21 protein-coding genes and 2 tRNA genes are annotated in these 18,877 nt (G+C 75.7%); 8 read left to right on the top strand and 15 right to left on the bottom strand.

Annotation, left to right across the window (positions count from 1 at the left end; genetic code table 11):
* Positions 1-78: 78 nt before the first annotated feature.
* On the top strand, positions 79-1,089 hold the full coding sequence (locus tag ATM99_RS13250) for a glycine betaine ABC transporter substrate-binding protein (protein ID WP_062103353.1): 1,011 nt from the start codon (positions 79-81) through the stop codon (positions 1,087-1,089).
* Between the two features lie 86 nt (positions 1,090-1,175).
* On the opposite strand, the gene ATM99_RS13245 is transcribed toward ATM99_RS13250, so the two are convergent.
* Positions 1,176-2,690: an NAD(P)/FAD-dependent oxidoreductase gene (locus ATM99_RS13245; protein ID WP_062103352.1), complete on the bottom strand. Its 1,515-nt coding sequence runs from the start codon at positions 2,688-2,690 to the stop codon at positions 1,176-1,178.
* Positions 2,691-2,825: 135 nt separating this feature from the next.
* Here ATM99_RS13245 and ATM99_RS13240 point away from each other — a divergent pair, with 135 nt between their 5' ends.
* Positions 2,826-3,317: a DinB family protein gene (locus ATM99_RS13240; protein ID WP_062103351.1), complete on the top strand. Its 492-nt coding sequence runs from the start codon at positions 2,826-2,828 to the stop codon at positions 3,315-3,317.
* A gap of 66 nt (positions 3,318-3,383) precedes the next feature.
* On the opposite strand, the gene ATM99_RS13235 is transcribed toward ATM99_RS13240, so the two are convergent.
* The 3 genes from ATM99_RS13235 to ATM99_RS13225 all read right to left on the bottom strand — a co-directional run bounded on the left by ATM99_RS13235 (position 3,384) and on the right by ATM99_RS13225 (position 4,354).
* A tRNA-Lys gene (locus ATM99_RS13235) sits at positions 3,384-3,459 on the bottom strand.
* 125 nt (positions 3,460-3,584) lie between these two features.
* Positions 3,585-3,839 carry a hypothetical protein gene (locus ATM99_RS13230; protein WP_062103350.1) on the bottom strand — a complete coding sequence of 85 codons (255 nt, stop codon included), beginning with the start codon at positions 3,837-3,839 and terminating at the stop codon, positions 3,585-3,587.
* A gap of 218 nt (positions 3,840-4,057) precedes the next feature.
* Complete coding sequence (locus ATM99_RS13225) at positions 4,058-4,354, bottom strand: co-chaperone GroES (RefSeq protein ID WP_062103349.1); 297 nt, start codon at positions 4,352-4,354, stop codon at positions 4,058-4,060.
* Positions 4,355-4,480: 126 nt separating this feature from the next.
* Here ATM99_RS13225 and bcp point away from each other — a divergent pair, with 126 nt between their 5' ends.
* The 3 genes from bcp (at position 4,481) to ATM99_RS13210 (ending at position 5,751) form a co-directional block, all read left to right on the top strand.
* The gene (bcp, locus tag ATM99_RS13220; RefSeq protein WP_062103348.1) at positions 4,481-4,954 is read left to right on the top strand and encodes a thioredoxin-dependent thiol peroxidase; all 474 of its coding nucleotides are present in this window, start codon (positions 4,481-4,483) and stop codon (positions 4,952-4,954) included.
* Between the two features lie 39 nt (positions 4,955-4,993).
* Positions 4,994-5,076 (top strand) — tRNA-Leu (locus ATM99_RS13215).
* Between the two features lie 60 nt (positions 5,077-5,136).
* A complete protein-coding gene (locus tag ATM99_RS13210; RefSeq protein ID WP_062103347.1) occupies positions 5,137-5,751 on the top strand; it encodes a hypothetical protein in 615 nt (204 codons plus the stop codon).
* Positions 5,752-5,855: 104 nt separating this feature from the next.
* On the opposite strand, the gene trxA is transcribed toward ATM99_RS13210, so the two are convergent.
* Complete coding sequence (gene trxA, locus ATM99_RS13205) at positions 5,856-6,224, bottom strand: thioredoxin (RefSeq protein ID WP_062103346.1); 369 nt, start codon at positions 6,222-6,224, stop codon at positions 5,856-5,858.
* A gap of 110 nt (positions 6,225-6,334) precedes the next feature.
* Here trxA and ATM99_RS13200 point away from each other — a divergent pair, with 110 nt between their 5' ends.
* Together ATM99_RS13200 and ATM99_RS13195 are read left to right on the top strand one after the other, a co-directional pair.
* Complete coding sequence (locus tag ATM99_RS13200; protein ID WP_062103345.1) at positions 6,335-6,889, top strand: NUDIX hydrolase family protein; 555 nt, start codon at positions 6,335-6,337, stop codon at positions 6,887-6,889.
* Positions 6,886-7,530, top strand: a complete 645-nt coding sequence (locus ATM99_RS13195) for a Pr6Pr family membrane protein (protein WP_062103344.1) — start codon at positions 6,886-6,888, stop codon at positions 7,528-7,530. Before ATM99_RS13200 ends, ATM99_RS13195 begins: the two co-directional genes overlap by 4 nt.
* 54 nt (positions 7,531-7,584) lie before the next feature.
* Here ATM99_RS13195 and ATM99_RS13190 read toward each other — a convergent pair whose 3' ends face one another.
* From ATM99_RS13190 to clpS, 8 genes are all read right to left on the bottom strand, one after another.
* On the bottom strand, positions 7,585-9,213 hold the full coding sequence (locus ATM99_RS13190) for an ABC-F family ATP-binding cassette domain-containing protein (protein ID WP_062103376.1): 1,629 nt from the start codon (positions 9,211-9,213) through the stop codon (positions 7,585-7,587).
* A gap of 29 nt (positions 9,214-9,242) precedes the next feature.
* Positions 9,243-9,884 (bottom strand): RdgB/HAM1 family non-canonical purine NTP pyrophosphatase, encoded by a 642-nt coding sequence (gene rdgB / locus ATM99_RS13185; RefSeq protein WP_223305062.1) that lies wholly within the window; start codon positions 9,882-9,884, stop codon positions 9,243-9,245.
* Positions 9,881-10,696 (bottom strand): ribonuclease PH, encoded by an 816-nt coding sequence (rph, locus tag ATM99_RS13180; RefSeq protein WP_062103343.1) that lies wholly within the window; start codon positions 10,694-10,696, stop codon positions 9,881-9,883. Before rph ends, rdgB begins: the two co-directional genes overlap by 4 nt.
* Before the next feature lie 553 nt (positions 10,697-11,249).
* Complete coding sequence (locus ATM99_RS13175; RefSeq protein WP_062103342.1) at positions 11,250-12,236, bottom strand: hypothetical protein; 987 nt, start codon at positions 12,234-12,236, stop codon at positions 11,250-11,252.
* A 183-nt stretch (positions 12,237-12,419) separates the two neighbouring features.
* A complete protein-coding gene (locus ATM99_RS13170) occupies positions 12,420-13,208 on the bottom strand; it encodes an MBL fold metallo-hydrolase (RefSeq protein ID WP_062103341.1) in 789 nt (262 codons plus the stop codon).
* Entirely contained in the window at positions 13,205-14,017 is an 813-nt protein-coding gene (murI, locus tag ATM99_RS13165) for a glutamate racemase (RefSeq protein ID WP_062103340.1), read from the bottom strand. The genes ATM99_RS13170 and murI overlap by 4 nt, the downstream gene beginning before the upstream one ends.
* Positions 14,018-14,027: 10 nt before the next feature.
* A complete protein-coding gene (locus tag ATM99_RS13160; RefSeq protein WP_062103374.1) occupies positions 14,028-14,672 on the bottom strand; it encodes a DUF2017 domain-containing protein in 645 nt (214 codons plus the stop codon).
* A complete protein-coding gene (gene clpS / locus ATM99_RS13155; protein ID WP_062103373.1) occupies positions 14,672-14,965 on the bottom strand; it encodes an ATP-dependent Clp protease adapter ClpS in 294 nt (97 codons plus the stop codon). Before clpS ends, ATM99_RS13160 begins: the two co-directional genes overlap by 1 nt.
* Before the next feature lie 174 nt (positions 14,966-15,139).
* Between clpS and ATM99_RS13150 the strand changes: the two genes are divergently transcribed.
* Positions 15,140-16,438 (top strand): nicotinate phosphoribosyltransferase, encoded by a 1,299-nt coding sequence (locus ATM99_RS13150; RefSeq protein ID WP_255356819.1) that lies wholly within the window; start codon positions 15,140-15,142, stop codon positions 16,436-16,438.
* Between the two features lie 226 nt (positions 16,439-16,664).
* Here the strand turns inward: ATM99_RS13150 and ATM99_RS19380 are convergent, their stop codons facing one another.
* Positions 16,665-16,820: a hypothetical protein gene (locus tag ATM99_RS19380; RefSeq protein WP_156442182.1), complete on the bottom strand. Its 156-nt coding sequence runs from the start codon at positions 16,818-16,820 to the stop codon at positions 16,665-16,667.
* A gap of 252 nt (positions 16,821-17,072) precedes the next feature.
* A partial coding sequence (locus ATM99_RS13145; protein WP_062103338.1) for a DEAD/DEAH box helicase occupies positions 17,073-18,877 on the bottom strand: 1,805 nt, incomplete at its 5' end.

Genomic DNA, 18,877 nt, shown 5'->3' with positions numbered 1-18,877 from the left:
CCGGCCCGGGTCCCGCACCCGGCCGACCGCCGCACGGCCCCTCGCCTGCGGTCGCACCGCCACGACAGGAGAATCCCCATGCGCCTCAGCCAGCGCACCCGCACGCTCGGCGTCCTCGCCGTCGCGACCCTCGCGCTGAGCGCGTGCGGCACGCCCGGGTCGGGCGGCGGTCAGGCAGCCACCCAGCCCACCAGCACCTCGGGCCTCGCGACCTGCGAGCCCGTCGCCGGCGAGAGCCTCGTCGTCCTCGAGGACGACAAGGGTCTGCAGAACGCCGACAACATCATCCCGGCGGTCAACGCGCAGGTCGCGGCCGACCACCCGCAGGTCCTGACCCTGCTCGACGCGGTCTCGGCCTCGATGGACACGCAGGGGCTCATCGCGCTCAACAAGGCCGTCGACGTCGACCGACGCACCTCGAGCGAGGTCGCGTCCGAGTACGTCGCCGACGAGGGCCTCGCGGCCACCGACGCGTCCGTCGGCGCGGGCACGCGGCTGACCGTGGGCGCCGCGAACTTCTCCGAGAGCATCACGCTCGCCGAGATCTACGCGGCCGTGCTGCGCAGCGCCGGGTTCGACGCCCAGGCGCAGACCATCGGCGCCCGCGAGACCTACCTGCCCGCGCTGCAGTCGGGCGAGCTCGCGGTCGTGCCGGAGTACGCCGCGACGCTCGCGACGTACCTGAACTCCCAGGCCAACGGCGCGGACGCGCCGTCCGTCGCGTCGAGCGACGTCGACGAGACCGTGACCGCGCTCACCCCGCTGGCCGAGCAGAGCGGCCTCGTCGTGGGCACCGCGTCGGCCGCGCAGGACCAGAACGCGTTCGCCGTGACGGCCGAGTTCGCGCAGGAGCACGACCTCACGACGCTGTCGGACCTGGCCGCCGCGTGCGGCGGCCTCGTGCTGGCCGGTCCGCCCGAGTGCCCCGAGCGTCCGTTCTGCCAGATCGGCCTCGAGGAGAAGTACGGCCTGGAGATCGGCGAGTTCAAGTCGTTCGACTTCGCCCTCATCGGCCAGGCGGTCCGCCAGGGCGACGCGACGCTGGGCCTGGTCACGTCCTCCGACGGCTCGCTCGCCTCGGACGCCTGAGGCACGGCCGGGGGGACGTCCCGGCCGGCACTGCCAACGGCCCGGCACCGCTGCGCGCGGTGCCGGGCCGTTCGCCGTCCGGACGCTCAGCGCCCGGCGGACTCCAGGAGACGCAGCCACACCTCGCTGAGCGTCGGGTACGACGGCACGGCGTGCCACAGCCGTGACAGCGGCACCTCGCCGACCACCGCGACCGTCGCGGCGTGCAGCATGTCCGCGACGTCCGGGCCGACGAACGTGGCACCGACGACCACGTCCCGCGCGCGGTCGACGACGATCTGCGCGCGTCCCCGGTAGTCAGCGGCGGTGACCGTCGCTCCCGCGAGGTCGCCGAGCTCGTACCCGACCACCTCGACGTCGAGGCCCGCGGCGCGCGCGTCCGCCTCGGTGCGCCCGACCCACGCGACCTGCGGGCGGGTGAACACGACCTGCGGGACCGCGGCGTGGTCGGCCGTCGCGCGGAAGCGGCTCCAGTCCCCCGCGTGCGCCTCGGAGGAGCGCGACAGCCCACGCGGCACCCCCGCGGCGCTCCCGGCGTCGTCGGGCCCGGTCCGGGGGTCGAAGCGCGCGGCGATCACGTCACCGACCACGCGGGCGTCGTACTTGCCCTGGTGGGTCGTCGCCGTGCGTCCCGTGACGTCACCCGCCGCGAACAGCCACCCTCCCTCGACGCCCTGCACCTGCAGCGCGTCGTCGACCGGGAGCGCGTCGCCGGCCCGCAGCCCGAGCGCCTCCAGGCCGAGGTCCTCGGTCGCGGGGCGACGCCCCGTGGCCGCGAGGACCTCGTCGACCGTCAGCGTCTGCGGCGCGGCGTCACCGGCGCCGTCGTCGGTGCCGAGCGAATGCTCCACGACGAGGTGCACGCCGTCGTCGTCGCGCGACGACGACACGACCTGCGCACCGAGCGCCACCCGCACGCCCCGGTCGACCAGGCTGGTCAGCACAGCCTCGCCCGCGAACGCCTCCGCGGCCGGCAGCAGGCGGTCGCCGCGGACCAGCACCGTCACCTCGGACCCGAGGTCGGCGAACGCGGTCGCCATCTCGGTGGCGACGACGCCACCGCCGACGACGGCGAGCCGGCGCGGCACGGTGTGCGCCGACGTCGCCTCCCGGCTCGTCCAGGTCCGCACGTCGCGCAGCGCCGGCGGCACGACCGCGACCGAGCCCGTCGCGACGACCACGGCGTGCCGCGCGGTCACCGTGACGTCACCGTCGGCGGTGGTCACGACCAGGCGCCGCGGCCCGGTGAAGCGGGCGTGCCCGCGCAGCAGCGTCAGGCCCGCACCCTCGACCCACGCCACCTGGCCGCCGTCGTCCCAGTGCGACGCGACCTCGTCGCGCCGCGCGAGCACGGCGCTGACGTCGACCTGGCCGGTCACGGCCGTGTCGGCGCCGGGCACCGCGCGCGCGGCGGCGAGCGCGTCCCCGGGGCGCAGGAGCGCCTTCGACGGCATGCACGCCCAGTACGAGCACTCCCCGCCGACCAGCGCCGCCTCGACCACCGCGACGTCCAGCCCCGTGCGGGACGCCCGGTCGGCCACGTTCTCGCCGACCGCTCCCGCGCCCAGCACCACCACGTCGAACTCCCGTGCCTCGCCCACGGCTCCTCCGTCCCTCGACCCCGCCCATCGTGGCGCGTGCCGACCTCGCCCGCCCGACGAGACGGGCGGGGACCGCGCGCACCCGTGGGTCCGCGACGACGCGCGCCGCGCGGGCGCCGCTGCCAGGGTGGACGCATGGCTCGCACACCCGAACCCTCCGACGGCCCCCTCGACGGCATCCTGCTCGGCTGGCTCGCGTTCCACCGCGACGCGCTCGCCGCCAAGTGCGCGGGTCTCGACGACGCGGCGCTCGTGCGCCGCTCGGCCGAGCCGTCGGCCCTCAGCCTGCTGGGGCTGGTGCGCCACCTCACCGAGATGGAGCGCCACTACCTGGTGGGGGCGCTGAGCGGCTCCCCCGCGCCGCTGCTGTACTGCACGGAGGAGTCGCCCGACGGCGACGTCGAGGACCTCGAGCCGTCGATGGTGGCGCCGTCGATGGCGCAGTGGCACGAGCACCGCACGCTCGCGGACAGGCTGCTCGCCGAGAACGCCGACCTCGGGGCGAGGGCGCCGGGCGGCACGCGCACGGTCGGGTGGCACGTCGCGAAGGTCGTGCAGGAGTACGCCCGGCACAACGGCCACGCGGACCTGCTGCGCGAACGGATCGACGGCGCCGTCGGGGAGTGACCGGGAGCCTCGGCGGCCCGGGAACGACTCAGCCCCGTCGGACACGGTCCGACGGGGCTGAGCGGATGGTACGCCCCCAGGGACTTGAACCCTGAACCCGCTGATTAAGAGTCAGCTGCTCTGCCAATTGAGCTAGAGGCGCGCGGCTCGTAGAGATTAGCAGGACCACGGCCGTGCTCGCGAACCGGATCCCCGCCGACGGGCCCTGATGTGACGACACTCACGCCTACCGGGCGCCGACGCGCGACAGGGCGGGTGCCCGGCGGGTCAGGCGTGCGACACGTCGTCGCCCTCGACCGGCTCCCACCACGACTCCTCGGGGAGTCCCTCGGCCTCGAGGATCTCGGCCGAGGTGTCCCCCGTGGGGGTCAGCAGGTCGGCGATCAGCGCGAGCGGCACGTGCTCGGCCAAGAGCTCCTGCGCGTGCATCGCGGGGTCCACGCCGGTCGCGGTGACGGGGTCGTCACCGCTGCCGTCGTGCGTCGCGTCGGTGCCGCGGGCACCGTCCTCCCGTGCGTCCATCCGTCCACCCCGTCCCGTCCCGCCGTGGATGCCCCCTTCCCATGGTGCGGCATCGGGACGCAGCGCACCGGAGGAAAGCGTCGGGTCGCGGTCCTCACGAACGTTTCACACGTCGCGCGGATCACGTCCACCCGGTCGGGTGCGCGGGGTGGTCCGGACGGGTCAGGGGCAGCGGGTGGGCAGCACCCGGTCACGCGGTGCCTACTGAGCGGTGAGGCTCAGAGGTAGAGGCCCGTGCCCTCGCCCGCGGCGCGCGGGTCGGCGACGCCGTGGACGTCCTTCTCGCGCAGCAGCAGGTAGGTCTTCCCCGAGAGCTCGACCTCGGCACGGTCCTCGGGGTCGAACAGCACGCGGTCACCCACCTCGACCTGGCGCACGTGCTGACCGGCCGCCACCACGCTCGCCCACGCGAGGCGCTTGCCCATCGCGGCCGTCGACGGGATGAGGATGCCGGCACCCGTGCGACGCTCGGCGGCCTCGCCGTCCAGCTCGACCAGGAGCCGGTCGTTCAGCATCCGCAGCGGGAGCTCGCCCGCGCTCGTGGGTCGGGAGGTGTCGCGCGCAGTCACGGCGCCGACGCTACCCCGGCGCGCCGTAGGCTGACGCACGTCGTCCCCAGCCCCGACCCCGCAGGAGTGGAAGTGCCTCGTCTCGCCGTCGGTGACACCGCGCCCGACCTCGTCCTCCCCAGCGCGACGGGCGGCACCGTCTCGCTCGCCGACCTGCGCGGACGCTCCGTCGTCGTGTACTTCTACCCCGCCGCGTCGACGCCCGGCTGCACGACGCAGGCGTGCGACTTCCGCGACTCGCTCGCGTCGCTGCAGGGCGCCGGGTACGAGGTCGTCGGGGTCTCGCCCGACCCGGTCGAGAAGCTCGTGCGGTTCGCGCAGGACGAGTCGCTGACGTTCCCCCTGCTGTCGGACACCGAGCACACCACCCTCGAGGCGTGGGGTGCGTGGGGCGAGAAGAAGAACTACGGCCGCACGTACACGGGCGTGATCCGCTCGACGGTCGTCGTGGACCCCGACGGGAAGGTCGCGCTCGCGCAGTACAACGTGCGCGCCACCGGGCACGTCGCGAAGCTGCGGCGCGACCTCGGGATCGACGCGCCCTGACGCCACGCGGCGGGTCGGCGCGTGCCAGACTCGCAGCGCGCGGGAGTGGTGAAACGGCAGCCACGCCAGGTTTAGGTCCTGGTGCCCGGAAGGGCGTGCGGGTTCGACTCCCGTCTCCCGCACCTCCTGCCCTGCGTGCCGCACGCGCGACGTCCGGTCCCACGCCCGGCTACGGTCGAGGCGTGCCCGACCTCTCCCGTCTCGACGCCGCGATCGTCACGACCCTCCGCGTCGCGGTCGCCCGTCTCCGAGACTCCGACGAGTCGCTCGCGCTCGTCGCGTGCGGCATGGTCGAGGACCTCACCGGGTTCTTCGTGGCCGGGGCCGGCACGACGTGGCTCGCGGCGCTGCCGGGTCCGCGCGAGGACCGGGCGGCGTCCGCGTGGTCGGCCTCGGAGTGGCCGCTGACCGCCGAGGACCCCGACGACGTCGCCCCCGGACGCGTGACGAGCGCGTTGTGGGAGCTGTCCGGCACGCGCGCGGCCATCGACGGCACCGGCACCGAGCTCGACGACGAGGCGTACACGCAGCTCGGCCGCGACTACGAGGACCGCGTCGTGGCGGCGCTGCGTCGGCTCCGGGACGAGGGCGAGCTGCGCGACGCCGCGGGGCACGAGCTGTGGGTGTGGCTGCACTCCGCCGACGACGCCGACCCGGACCTCGACGAGCGCACGTTCGCGCTGCTGCAGGACGCCGACGTCGCCCGGGACTTCGCGGACCGGTACGGCGCCGGGGGTGAGCGCCTGCTCGCCCGTCTCGCGGCACGCTCGTCAGCGCCGCGCGGCCTCAGGCCCTGACGCCGGCGTCCGCTCCGGCGGCGCGCCGGCTGGCAGCGGTCAGCCGACGCACGACGGGGCGCCCACCGGTCGGTGGGCGCCCCGTCGGCGCTGCGGCGTGCGGCTCAGGCCTGGGCCTGGCGCTCCGCGATCTTGCTGCGCACGTCGTCCATGTCGAGCTCCTTGACGGCGGCGACGACCTGCTCGAGCGCGGGCGCGGGCAGCGCGCCGGCCTGGTTGAACACCAGGACGCCGTCGCGGAACGCCATGAGCGTCGGGATCGACGTGATCTGGAGCTCGGCCGCGAGCTGCTGCTCGGCCTCCGTGTCGATCTTGGCGTGCACGATGTCGGGGTGCGTCTCGCTCGACGCCTCGAACACGGGCGCGAACTGGCGGCACGGGCCGCACCAGGACGCCCAGAAGTCGACGAGGACGATCTCGTTGTCCTTGATCGTGTCGGCGATCGTGTTCGCGGTCAGCGTGGTGGTGGCCATCGGGTCTGTCTCCATCCTGACGGGGTTCGCCCGGTTCAGCGCACCGCGGACCGCGGGTATTCCCGCGGGGCGATGCGGCCGACCGGGCGACGACGGGGTACAACTGCACGGTGACCGCGTCCGCCGAGTTCCCCCCTGGCCCCGAGCGCCCCGCCGGGTGGCTGTCCCGCGACGAGATCGCGACCGCCCGCACGCAGCTGCCGATCCTCTACGTCGACGCCGTGCCCGTGCGCGTCGACGAGTCCGGCGACGTCGTCGCGGTCGGGCTGCTGCTGCGCGTGACGCCCGAGGGCGTGATGTCGCGCGCGCTCGTCTCGGGCCGCGTGATGTACCACGAGCGGGTGCGTGACGCGCTGCTGCGGCACATCGAGAAGGACCTGGGACCGGTCGCCCTCCCGCACGTCCCGGCCTCGCCCCAGCCGTTCACCGTCGCCGAGTACTTCCCGACCCCGGGCGTGACGCCGTACCACGACCCGCGTCAGCACGCGGTGTCGCTCGCGTACGTCGTACCCGTCGCGGGCGACTGCCGGCCGCAGCAGGACGCGCTCGACCTCGCGTGGCTCACGCCCGAGGAAGCGTGCACCGAGGCCGTGCAGGTCGAGATGAACGGCGGCCAGGGCCTGCTGCTGCGGCAGGCGATGGCCTGGGCCGGCCGGCTGCCGTGACCGACCGCGCCGCGGCGGGGACGCGGGGCGTCGGCGCGGGTGCGGCGCGCGTGCTGCACGCGCTCGTCGCGGTGTGCGCGCTCGTCGGCGTCGGGCTCGAGGTGGGGCGTGCGCTGACCTCGCCGGACGGCGACCTCGTGCGGCTCTTCAGCTACTTCACGATCTGGTCGAACGTGCTCGTGCTCGGGGTGTCTGCCCTGCTCGCGGCGCGTCCGGGCCACGACGGCCCGCTGTTCCGCACGCTGCGCCTCGACTCGGTGCTGTTCATCGTCGTGACGTTCGCGATCTACCACGCGCTGCTCAGCGGGTACGCGCCGATCACCGCGGCCGGACAGGCCGCGAACCTGCTGCTGCACACCGTCGTACCCGTCGGGGCCGTGCTCGCGTGGCTCGTCGCCGGGCCGCGGCCGCGCGTGCGGCTCGTGACGTGCGCGACCGCGCTCGTGCTGCCCGCCGTCTGGCTGGTCTACACGTTCGTGCACGGTGCGGCGACGGGTTGGTACCCGTACCCGTTCCTCGACGCCTCCGAGCTCGGGGCGGGCCGGGCGCTGCTCGCGGCGCTCGCCGTGATGGCCGGCGGCGCGCTGCTCGGCCCCGCGCTGTGGGCGCTCGAGCGCCGGCTGCCGCCCGCGCCGCGCTGACGACTCCGGGCACCGGGTGGCGCCGGGCCGGCGGCGGCGCGGCCGTGCGCCGCGTCAGCCCGCCAGGTCGAGGTGCGGCCAGTCCGCGAGGTCGACGCGCAGCTGCCGGTCGTGCGTCGCGACGACCACGGCCGCCGACGTCGCCCGCAGCGCGACCGTGAGCTCGTCGACCAGCCCGACCGACAGGTGGTTGGTCGGCTCGTCGAGCACCAGCACGTGCGGGGCCGCGAGCAGCGCGCACGCGAGGTCGAACCGGCGGCGCTGCCCCACGGACAGCTCGCGCAGCGGGCGGTCGAGGTCCGCCTCGGTGAGCAGGCCCAGCGCGGCGACGGGCACGAGCGCGTCGGGGTCGAGCGCACCGGCGTCGAGCAGGTCGAGCGCGTGCCGTGCGTACGCGTCGAAGGCCGTGGGCGGTGCGCCGTCGGGAGTCGCGAGCCGCTCCCCCGGCCCTTCCTGCGCGAGGACGCCCAGCCGGACGCCGGGGGCGATCGTGCGCGTGCCGCGGTCGAGCCCGAGGCGCCCCGTGAGCGCGGCGAGCAGCGTCGACTTCCCGGCACCGTTCGCGCCGGTGACGAGCAGCCGACCCGCGGGCATGACGTCGACGCGCCGCCCGGGCAGGTCGAGCCGGCCGTCGACGCGCGGCGCACGCACCTCCAGCAGCGGGCCGCCCGCGTAGTCGGCGGGCACCGACGGCAGGTCGGGGAAGCTCAGCGCGGGCGGCGGCACCGGCACCTCGACGGCCTGCGCCTCGAGCCGCTCGATCAGCCGGTCGGCGGCCTTGACGTGCTGCCGGGCACGCGTGCCGCGGCGGTGCTTCTGCGACCCCTTGGGCGGCCGCCACTCGTCCGACAGGCCCTCGTACGACGCGTCGAGCCGCTGCGCGAGCTGCAGCGCGCGCTTGCGCTCGCCGCGGTAGCGGGCACGCCACCGGCGCAGCATCTGGTCGCGGGCGAACCGGTAGTCCGCGTACCGCGCGGCGCCGTACAGCACGGGGCGGCCGTCCATCGACGGGTCCATGTCGAGGATCGCGGTCATGACGTCGTCGAGGAGCCGGCGGTCGTGCGTGACGATGACGAGCCCACCCGTCCACGTGCGCAGCTGCGCCGTGAGGTGGTCGACGCCCGCCGCGTCGAGGTGGTTCGTCGGCTCGTCGAGCAGCAGCAGGTCGGCGCGCTCGGCGAGCCGGCACGCGAGCCGCACGCGGTAGCGCTCGCCGACGCTGAGCTCGGCGAGCGGTCGGTCGCGGTCGCGCGGCGCCCGCAGGCGCGACAGTCCCTCGTCGACCCGTCGGTCGACGTCCCAGGCCGCGAGGTGCTCGTACCGCGCGATCGCCTCCGACAGCGCCGCGACGTCGCCGCCGTCGTGGTCGAACGCGTCGATGACGGTCTGCAGGTCGGCGGCCGCCGCACGCGTCGCCGCGGCCGTGGCGTCGATCAGCGTGCCGACGGTGTCGCCGGGCGCGACCGCGAGGTCCTGCTCGACCACCGCGAGCGTCCCCCGGCGGCGCACGTCGCCCGACTGCGGCACGAGCCGCCCGGCGAGCACGCCCAGCAGCGTGGACTTGCCCGCACCGTTCTCGCCGACGAGCCCGATGCGGTCCCCCGCGGACACCGTGAGGTCGAGCGCGTCGAGCACGGGCCGGCCGGGGTAGCCGAACGTGACGGCGTCGGCGACGAGCTGCACGGCACCGACCTGCGGGGCGGCCGGTGCGCTCACGAGCCCAGCGCGGCCACCACGTGCGGCACGAGCGCGCGGAACGCCTGCCCGCGGTGGCTGATCTCGTTCTTCTCGTCAGGGGTGAGCTCGGCGCACGTGCGCGTGTCGCCCGACGGCACCAGCACGGGGTCGTACCCGAACCCGTGGACGCCGCGCGGCGCCGCCGCGAGCGTGCCCTCGAGGGTGCCGACCTCGACGTGCTCGACGCCGTCGGGCGTCACGAGCGCGGCCGCGCACACGAACCGCGCGGCACGGTGCTCGGGTGCGATGTCCGCGAGCTGCGCGAGCAGCAGCGCGAGGTTCGCCGCGTCGTCGCCGTGCCGCCCGGCCCACCGCGCCGAGAAGATCCCGGGTGCGCCGCCCAGCACGTCGACGCTGAGGCCCGAGTCGTCGGCGACCGCGGGCAGCCCCGTGGCGGCCGCGAGCGCGCGCGCCTTGATCAGCGCGTTCTGCTCGAACGTCACGCCGTCCTCGACGGGCTCGGGGGCGCGCACGTCGCGCGCGCCGACCACCGCAGCAGGGTCCAGGCCGGGCAGGGCGGGCGCGAGGATCGCGCGCAGCTCGCCGACCTTGTGCGCGTTGTGGGTCGCGAGCACGAGGCGCGCACCGGCGGGCACCTGCACGCCGGGCGCGGTCACGGGGCGTCCGTCCCGGGCACCGGCACGCGGGTCGCGCTGCCGTCGCCGGCCGGCGCGCCGAGCACGGCGGCCTGCAGCGCGGCGAGCTGCGCGGTGCCCGCGAGCGCGAGGTCGAGCAGCGCGTCGAGCTCGGCACGGTCGAACGGCGCGTGCTCCGCGGTGCCCTGCACCTCGACGAACGTCCCCGAGCCGGTGGTGACGACGTTCATGTCGGTCTGCGCGCGCACGTCCTCCTCGTAAGGCAGGTCGAGCATGGGCACGCCGTCGATGACGCCGACGCTGACCGCCGCGACCGAGTCGCGCAGCACCTGGCGCCCCGGCTTGACGAGTCGCTGCGACGTCGCCCACGCGACCGCGTCGGCGAGCGCGACGTACGCGCCGGTGATCGCGGCCGTGCGCGTGCCGCCGTCGGCCTGCAGCACGTCGCAGTCGAGCACGACCGTGTTCTCGCCGAGCGCGGCGACGTCGATGACGGCCCGCAACGAGCGCCCGATCAGGCGCGAGATCTCGTGCGTGCGCCCGCCGACCTTGCCGCGCACGGACTCGCGGTCCGAGCGGCTGCTGGTCGCGCGCGGCAGCATCGCGTACTCGGCGGTGACCCAGCCCTCGCCCGAGCCCTTGCGCCAGCGCGGCACGCCCTCGGTGAACGACGCGACGCACAGCACCTTGGTGCCGCCGAACTCCACGAGGACCGAGCCCTCGCCCGCGTCGAGGAACCGCCGTGTGATCGTCACGGGTCGCAGCTCGTCGACGCGTCGTCCGTCGGCCCGCGTCGTGCCCGTTCCCGTGCCTGCACCCTCTGCGCTCACCATGCCCCCGACCCTACGTGCGCACCCCCACCCGCTCCGAACTCGTTCCCGCACCAGGCAGCCACCGCGACGACGCCGCGCCCGCCCCGCGCGGCACGCGCCCTCGGAGCGGGCGGACCCCACAAGTGCGGTACTCGTCACGCGAGCGCGGCACGAACGAGTGCCGCGCTCGACGGACGAGTACCGCACTCGACGAACGACCGGCGCATCGAGGCGTCGTCCCGCCGGCGGACCGGCGACCGCCCGCCGCACGGGTCCCGCGCACGCGCTGCGAGCGCGGGACGCACGCCGCGGGCGCGGCACACTCACCCGAGCGCGGTACTCGTCACGCGAGCGCGGGAGGAACGACTGCCGCGCTCGACGGACCAGTACCGCGCTCGTGGAGCACGGGCGACCTGCTGCTAGCCGGATCCGGAGAGCCGACGTCGAGGTTCTCGAGCACCTGGCGGCCTGCGCGCCCGCGTCCCGCACGCGGGGCGTCACGCACGTGGGGCGTCACGCACGTGTCCGGCCTCGTTCGCGGTGCGGGCGCAAGCCGGGACGGCCACGCCCCTCGTCAGCGCACGCCGGCGGCGCGCAGCCGGGCGAGCATCGGGAGGCCCGCCCACGCGTCCGCCCACGTCCACCGGGCGACGCCGAGGCCCAGCGCCCGGATCCGGTCCTCCCGCAGCTTCTCGCGCCAGAGCACGTCGTGCGACGCGCCGGCGTACTTGACGCGACCGTCGAACTCGCCCACCACACCGTGCTCGGGCCACCAGAAGTCGACGCGCCCGACGTACCCGTGCCGGTCGTGGATCTCGTGCTGGAGCACCGGTGCGGGCGCTTCCAGCTCGGCCATCCGCACCCGGCTCAGCGACTCGCCGGGTGACTCGGCCAGCGGGTCGACGAGCGCCGCGACGACGCGCGCGGCCCGTACGCCCCGTCCGCGTGCCGCACGCTCGACCTCGTCCGCGAGCTCGGCCGTCGTCGTCAGACCCAGCCGGACGGCCGCGTCCCCCGCGGCCACTCCCGCCACGGGCCCCGCGAGGCGCGCCAGGTCGACGACGGTCCGTGCGGGTGCCGTGCACCGCAGCCCGTCCACCAGGACGACCGCGGGGGCGTCGACGACGGTGTGCCGGACGACGTCACGGTGCGACCGCCCTCCTGCTGCCGGAGCCCGCACCAGGTGCACCCTGTCGTCCCGCCGGCCGACGGCGGGCAGCCCCAGGACGGCGGCGGCCGACCAGTGCGAGAGCGTGACCGGCCCCGCCGCCGCGGCGACGACGGCCCGGACACGGGCGCGGCGCCGGGCCTCGTCGTCCAGCACGGCCCACGCCGCCGCGTCGACGTAGGTGCCCCGTCGGACGCGGACGACCTCCCCCGCGCGCAGCCGGCGTCGGACGAGGTCGGAGGCGTGCCGCCCTCGCGGCCCGTGGACGTGGACGAGCGCCGGGTGGTCGTCGTGGCGGTCGGGAGCGCCGACGTGCGCGGTGTGCGCCCCGGGCGGCGACGCTGCGCCCGCGCGCCGTCGATCGGCTGCCTCCTGCTCAAGGTGGTCGTCCACGCGCCGCACGGTGCCACGTCAGGGTGCACCCGCGTCACCCGTCATCCACACCCCTCGTCGAGCGCGGTACTCGTGCACCCGGCGCGGGGGAAACGTGTACCGCACTCGCAGGAGGAGTGCCGCACTCGGCGAGCGGCCCGGTCGACGGGGTGTCCGACGCGGTACGGCGAGCGGGGCCGCCCGTCAGAGGGGGTACGTGGCGCCGGGGGCCGCGAGGGACGTGGGGCCGGCGTAGACGGTGGCCGCCTCGGTGAGTGCCGCGCGCGGGTCGTTCCAGGCCGGGACGTGCGTGAGGACGAGCCGGCGGGCGCCCCCGCGGGTGGCGGCCTCGGCGGCGCGGCGGCCCGTGAGGTGGACGCCGCGGACGTGGTCGTCGCGGCCCTCGACGAACGCCGCCTCGGCGAGCAGCAGGTCGGCGCCCGAGGCCAGGTCGTCGAGGCCCGCGCACGCGTCGGTGTCGCCGCTGTAGGCGAGCGTCACGCGGCGCGCGGGGTCGGCCTCCGACGGGCCCGTGACGCGGATGCCGAAGGCAGGGACCGGGTGGTCGACGGGCACGGCCTCGAGCGTGAGCGGACCGACCGTGACGGGCGCACCGGCGACCCACTCGCGCACGTCGAACTGCGCCTGCGTGTCGGTGGCCGGGTCGTGCCCGGACAGGTGCGCGAGCCGCTCGAGCGTGCCGACGGGCCCGTGCACCTGCAGGCGCGGCAGCTCACCCGTCGGCAGGTAGCGCCGGTAGACGCCCAGCACGGCCATGTCGGCGACGTGGTCGGCGTGCAGGTGCGACAGCGCGACCACGTCGACCGCCGCGGGGTCGCCCCAGCGCTGCAGCGGTCCCAGGGCACCGCTGCCGAGGTCGAGCACCGCCGACCACGTGCGACCCGAGGCGTCCTCGGCCTGCACCAGGTACGACGACGCGGCCGAGTCCGGGCCGGGGAAGGAGCCCGCGCAGCCCAGCACGACGAGCCTCATCGCAGCGCCCCGCGCGGCTCGACCGACTCGACCTCGGGGCCGAGGAACCGCCGGGCGAGCGTCGCGAACCCGTCGGGGTCGCCCGTGGCCAGGAACCGGTGGGTGGCCGGTCCCGCGGCGGGGTCGCGCTCCAGGTCGTGCGCGACGAGCGTGCGGTAGACGTCCTTGGCGGTCTCCTCGGCGCTCGACACCAGCGTCACCTGGTCCCCCATGACGTAGGAGATGACGCCCGTGAGCAGCGGGTAGTGCGTGCACCCCAGCACGAGCGTGTCGACGCCCGCCTCGCGGACGGGGTCGAGGTACTCGCGCGCGGTCGCGAGCGCGTCCGGCCCCGACGTGACGCCCGCCTCGACGAGCTCGACGAACCGCGGGCACGCACGCGACGTCAGCTCGACGCCCGCGACGGCGAACGCGTCGTCGTACGCGCGCGAGTCGATGGTCGCGCGCGTGCCGATGACGCCGATGCGGCCGTTGCGGGTCGCGGCGACGGCCCGCCGCGCGGCGGGGAGGACGACCTCCACGACGGGCAGCCCGTGGCGCAGCGTGTAGCGCTCGCGCGCGTCGCGCAGCACGGCCGCGGACGCGCTGTTGCACGCGATGACGAGCATCTTGACGCCCGCGTCGACGAGGTCGTCCATGATCTCGAGCGCGTGCGCGCGCACGGCGGCCAGCGGCTTGGGCCCGTACGGGCTGTTGAGGGTGTCGCCGATGTACAGCGTCGACTCGTGCGGCAGCTGGTCGAGGACCGACCGGGCCACCGTGAGACCCCCGACGCCGGAGTCGAAGATCCCGATGGGGGCGTCGTTCACCCGGCCGAGCCTAGCCGTCAGACCGCGTGCGCCCACCCGGTGGCGCGTCGGGTGCGGCGAGCATCACAGCGAGCAGCGACTCCTGCAGCCACGACAGCGCGCCGTAGACCGACGCCAGGTAGGCGCGCACGTCGTCCTCGTCGCCGTCGCCGAGCCCGTCGTACAGGGCCTCCGAGTCGGCGTCGGTGCGCAGGTCGAGGCGCTCGCCGAGCACGAGCCGCAGGTCCGTCAGGCAGGCCGCGACGTCGTCCGCCGAGCGCGGGTCGACGACCAGCGCGTGCTCGGGCCACCCGGGCTCGCCGTGCACGAGCGAGGTCCACAGGCAGCGCAGTCGCGCGATCTTGCGCGCCCGCAGGTCGTCCTCGGTGAGGCGCCGGAACTCGCCGGCGACCTCGGGGTCGTCGCGCGACGCGTCGGGCAGCAGGCGGCGCACGGCCGGGTCCTGGGGCGGCGGGACGGGCTCGGTGCGCACCTGCCAGGCGGCGACGTCGGGCGCGTCGCCGGGGCCGGAGCCGACGGCGGGCGCGGGGCCGTCCTCGAACCGCCCCGCGCCCAGCAGCTCGGCGACGTCCGCGACGACCGACGCGACCACGGCGCGCTCGCCCTCGTCGAGGCGCGCGACGTACCGGCCCTTCTGGCGGCGGAACGCGCGCATCACCGCCCCCCGCGCTGCATCGTCGCCCACAGGCCGTAGCTGTGCATGGCCTGCACGTCGACCTCCATCGCCTCGCGGTTGCCGGTCGAGACGACGGCACGCCCGTCCTCGTGCACCTGGCGCATGAGGTGCTCGGCCTTCTCGCGCGGGTAGCGGAAGTACGTCTGGAACACGTACGTGACGTACGACATCAGGTTGACGGGGTCGTTCCAGACGATCGTCACCCACGCGTCCGTGGTGGACGTCGCCTCGTCCACCTGGTCACGCGTGTCGGGGGCGGTCGTCGCAGGCACGGCGACCACTGTAGGTGCGGGACGCGACGTCGGCCGATGTCGCGTCACGGGGCGGGCGTCTACGTTGGCGCCATGAGCGACACGCGTCCCGACACGCACCCGCACCTCACCCCGGCCGTCGCGGCGGTCGGCTCGGGCAGCACCGCGCTGCTCACGGACCGGTACGAGCTGACGATGCTGCAGGCCGCGCTGGCCGACGGCACGGCGCACCGGCGCTGCGTCTTCGAGGTCTTCACGCGCCGGCTGCCCGCGGGCCGTCGGTACGGCGTGCTGGCGGGCACGGGCCGCGTGCTCGAGCAGCTCGCGGCGTTCCGCTTCGGCACGCCCGAGCTCGACTGGCTCGCGGACGAGAGGGTCGTGGACGACGCGACGCTGGAGTTCCTGGCCGGGTACCGGTTCGGCGGGTCGGTGGTCGGGTACGCGGAGGGCGAGGTCTTCTTCCCGCAGTCGCCGGTGTGGGTCGTGGAGGGCACGTTCGCGGAGGCCGTGCTGCTCGAGACGCTCGTGCTCTCGGTGCTCAACTACGACTCCGCGATCGCGTCGGCGGCGTCCCGCATGACCAGCGCGGCCGTGGACCGGCCGTGCCTCGAGATGGGCGCCCGCCGTGCGCACGAGGACGCCGCGGTCGCGGCCGCGCGCGCCGCGGCCGTCGCGGGTTTCGCCGCGACGTCGAACCTCGAGGCCGGCCGTCGGTACGGCCTGACGACGATCGGGACCGCCGCGCACGCGTTCACCCTGCTGCACGACGACGAGGAGGCGGCGTTCGCGTCGCAGGTGCGCTCGCAGGGTCCGGGGACGACGCTGCTGGTCGACACGTACGACGTGCACCGCGGCGTCGAGCGCGCGCTGGCCGCCGCCGGGACCGGCCTGGGTGCCGTGCGCCTGGACTCGGGCGACCTGGGCTCGCTCGCGCAGGAGGTCCGGGCGCAGCTCGACGCGGCCGGGGCGCACGGGACGAAGATCGTCGTGACGAGCGACCTCGACGAGTACGCGATCGCGTCCCTCGCCGCCGCACCGGTGGACTCGTACGGCGTGGGGACGAGCCTCGTGACCGGGTCGGGCGCCCCCACGTGCGGCATGGTCTACAAGCTCGTCGCGCGCGAGGGCGCGTCGGGCGAGCTCGAGCCGGTCGCGAAGGCGTCGCGGTCGAAGGTCAGCGTCGGCGGGCGCAAGGCCGCGGCGCGGCGTCTGAGCCCGGACGGCCGCGCGGTCGAGGAGGTCCTCGTGGTGGGGCCCGACGACGCGGTCGCGGGGTGGACGGCGGCGCAGTCCGACGGCGGGGACCCGGCGCTGCGGGCGCTGCACGTGCCGCTCGTCGTCGAGGGCGAGGTGCAGCCGGGCCTGACGGCCGCGGCGGGTGTGCGCGCCGCCACGGCGCGGCACCACGCGTCGCGCGACGAGCTGCCGCGCGGTGCGCGCCGGCTGTCGGCGGACGAGGCCGCGGTGCCGACGGTCGAGCTGCGGCTGGGCTGAACCGCCCGGACCGGCTCCCGGGGGCCGGGGGCGGGTCTCCCGTCCGGCCCCGGACGTGCGACCGGGCCGGGACGTGCGACCGGGCCGGGACGTGCGACCGGGCCGGGACGTGCGACCGGGCCGGGACGTGCGACCGGGCCGGGACGCGTCGCGTCCCGGCCCGGTGTGCGGACGACCGGCGGAGGGGGTGCCGGCCGTGCGCGAAGGCTCCTCGGCCCTCGAACGACTAGACCCTCGAGCGACCGCGGCCGACCAGCCCCAGGATCAGGCTGACGACGAGCACGGCGACGCCGATCCAGATGAGGAACTGACCGATGCCGGTGGCGACGCCGAGGACGACGAGGACGACACCGACGAGGATGAGGATGAGCCATGCGGGCATGTGGACACCTCTTTCACGTGAGCTCCGACGGCGCACCGTCGGGCTCTCTCCGAGTGGGCGGCACCGGGGGGACCCGGGCCGGGTTTGTCACGGAAAGAGCGTCGCAGCACGCCGCCTGCTCGGCACGTCGAACGGTCGACTTGCGGAGTCAAGACCCACTGCTATGTGAGCACGCGTCCAGCCCGCTGACCTGCTGTTTCATGCTGCTCTCATAGTCCACATGATGAGACAGGAGGCTGTCAGCGGGTGACGTCAGCGCTTGCCGACGAACCAGCCGCGCAGCATCGCGATTCGCGCCGAGAGCTCGTCGGGCGCCGCGAGCGCGACCTCCGGACCGCCGCACCGGCGCCGCAGCTCGGCGTGCACGGTGGCGTGCGGCTGACCGCTGCGCCGCGCCCACGCACCGACGAGCTGGGCGAGCTCCTTGCGCAGCTCGGCCTGCCTGCGGTGGTCCACGACCTCGGGGGCCGGCGCCTCGCGCGTGCGACGGGCACCCTGCTGGGCGGCCTGCCGCTGCCGCAGCAGCGTCGTGACCTGGTCGGCGTCGAGCAGCCCGGGCAGGCCGAGGAAGTCGAGCTCCTCGTCCGAGCCGACCTCGGCACCCGTCCCGAACTCGCCGCCGTCGAACAGCACGCGGTCGAACGACGCCTGCGCCTCGAGCGCCTCGAACGTGCCCACCACGCCGTCGCTGCCGACGGCGTCCTCGCTCTTCTCCTCGCGCTCCGCGAGCGCGAGGAGGTCGGCCTCGGGGTCCTCGTCGCCCGTGACGGGCTTGTCGAGCGCGTGGTCGCGCTCGACCTCCAGGCTCGCCGCGAGCTCGAGCAGCTGCGGCACGCTCGGCAGGAACACCGACGCGGTCTCGCCGCGCTTGCGCGCACGCACGAACCGGCCGACGGCCTGCGCGAAGAACAGCGGGGTCGCGGTGCTCGTCGCGTAGACACCCACCGCGAGGCGCGGCACGTCGACGCCCTCGGACACCATGCGCACCGCGACGAGCCAGCGTGAGTCGCTCTGCGCGAACTCCTCGATGCGGTCGCTCGCGCCGTCGTCGTCCGACAGCACGATCGTCGGCGACTCCCCCGTGATCCGGGCGATGTGGCCGGCGTACGCGCGCGCGTCGGTCTGGTCGGTCGCGATGATCATGGCGCCCGCGTCGGGCACCGCGCGCCGCACCTCGGTGAGCCTGCGGTCGGCGGCCGCGACGACCGACGGGATCCACTCGCCGTTCGGGTCGAGCGCCGTGCGCCACGCCTGCGAGGTCATGTCCTTGGTGAGCGGCTCGCCCAGGCGCGCCGAGATCTCGTCGCCCGCCTTGGTGCGCCAGCGCATCGAGCCCGAGTAGGACAGGAAGATGACGGGCCGCACGACGTGGTCGCGCAGCGCGTCGCCGTAGGCGTACGTGTAGTCGGCGACCGAGCGGCGGATGCCCTGGGCGTCGCGCGCGTACTCGACGAACGGGATCGCGGCGGTGTCCGAGCGGAACGGCGTGCCGGTCAGCGCGAGCCGGCGCGTGGCACCCTCGAACGCCTCGCGGACCGCGTCGCCCCACGACAGCGCGTCACCGCCGTGGTGCACCTCGTCGAGGATGACCAGCGTGCGCTCGGCCGTGGTGCGCGCGGCGTGCAGCGCGGGCTTGCTGGCCACCTGGGCGTACGTGACGGCCACGCCGTCGTACCCGGCGCCGTGGCGGCCCTGCGCGTTGGAGAACCGCGGGTCCAGGCGGATGCCGACGCGGGCGGCGGCGTCGGCCCACTGCCGCTTGAGGTGCTCGGTGGGGGCGACGACCGTCACGCGGCGGACCGCGCGCGACTCGAGCAGCTCGGTCGCGATGCGCAGCGCGAACGTCGTCTTGCCCGCGCCCGGGGTCGCGACGGCGAGGAAGTCCCGCGGGCCGCGCTCGCGGTAGAGCTCGATGGCCTCCGCCTGCCACGCACGCAGGCTCCCGGCAGCACCCCACGGCGCACGCGCCGGGAACGCCGGCGGCAGCTGCGACGCTGCCGACGACGAGGGGTGCTGCGGGGTGCTGGTGCTGGGGGCGACGGGGCGGCGTGCCGCGC

Source organism: Cellulomonas sp. B6 (genome assembly GCF_001462455.1).
GTDB lineage: Bacteria > Actinomycetota > Actinomycetes > Actinomycetales > Cellulomonadaceae > Cellulomonas.
This window is presented reverse-complemented; position numbering and strand designations above follow the sequence as displayed.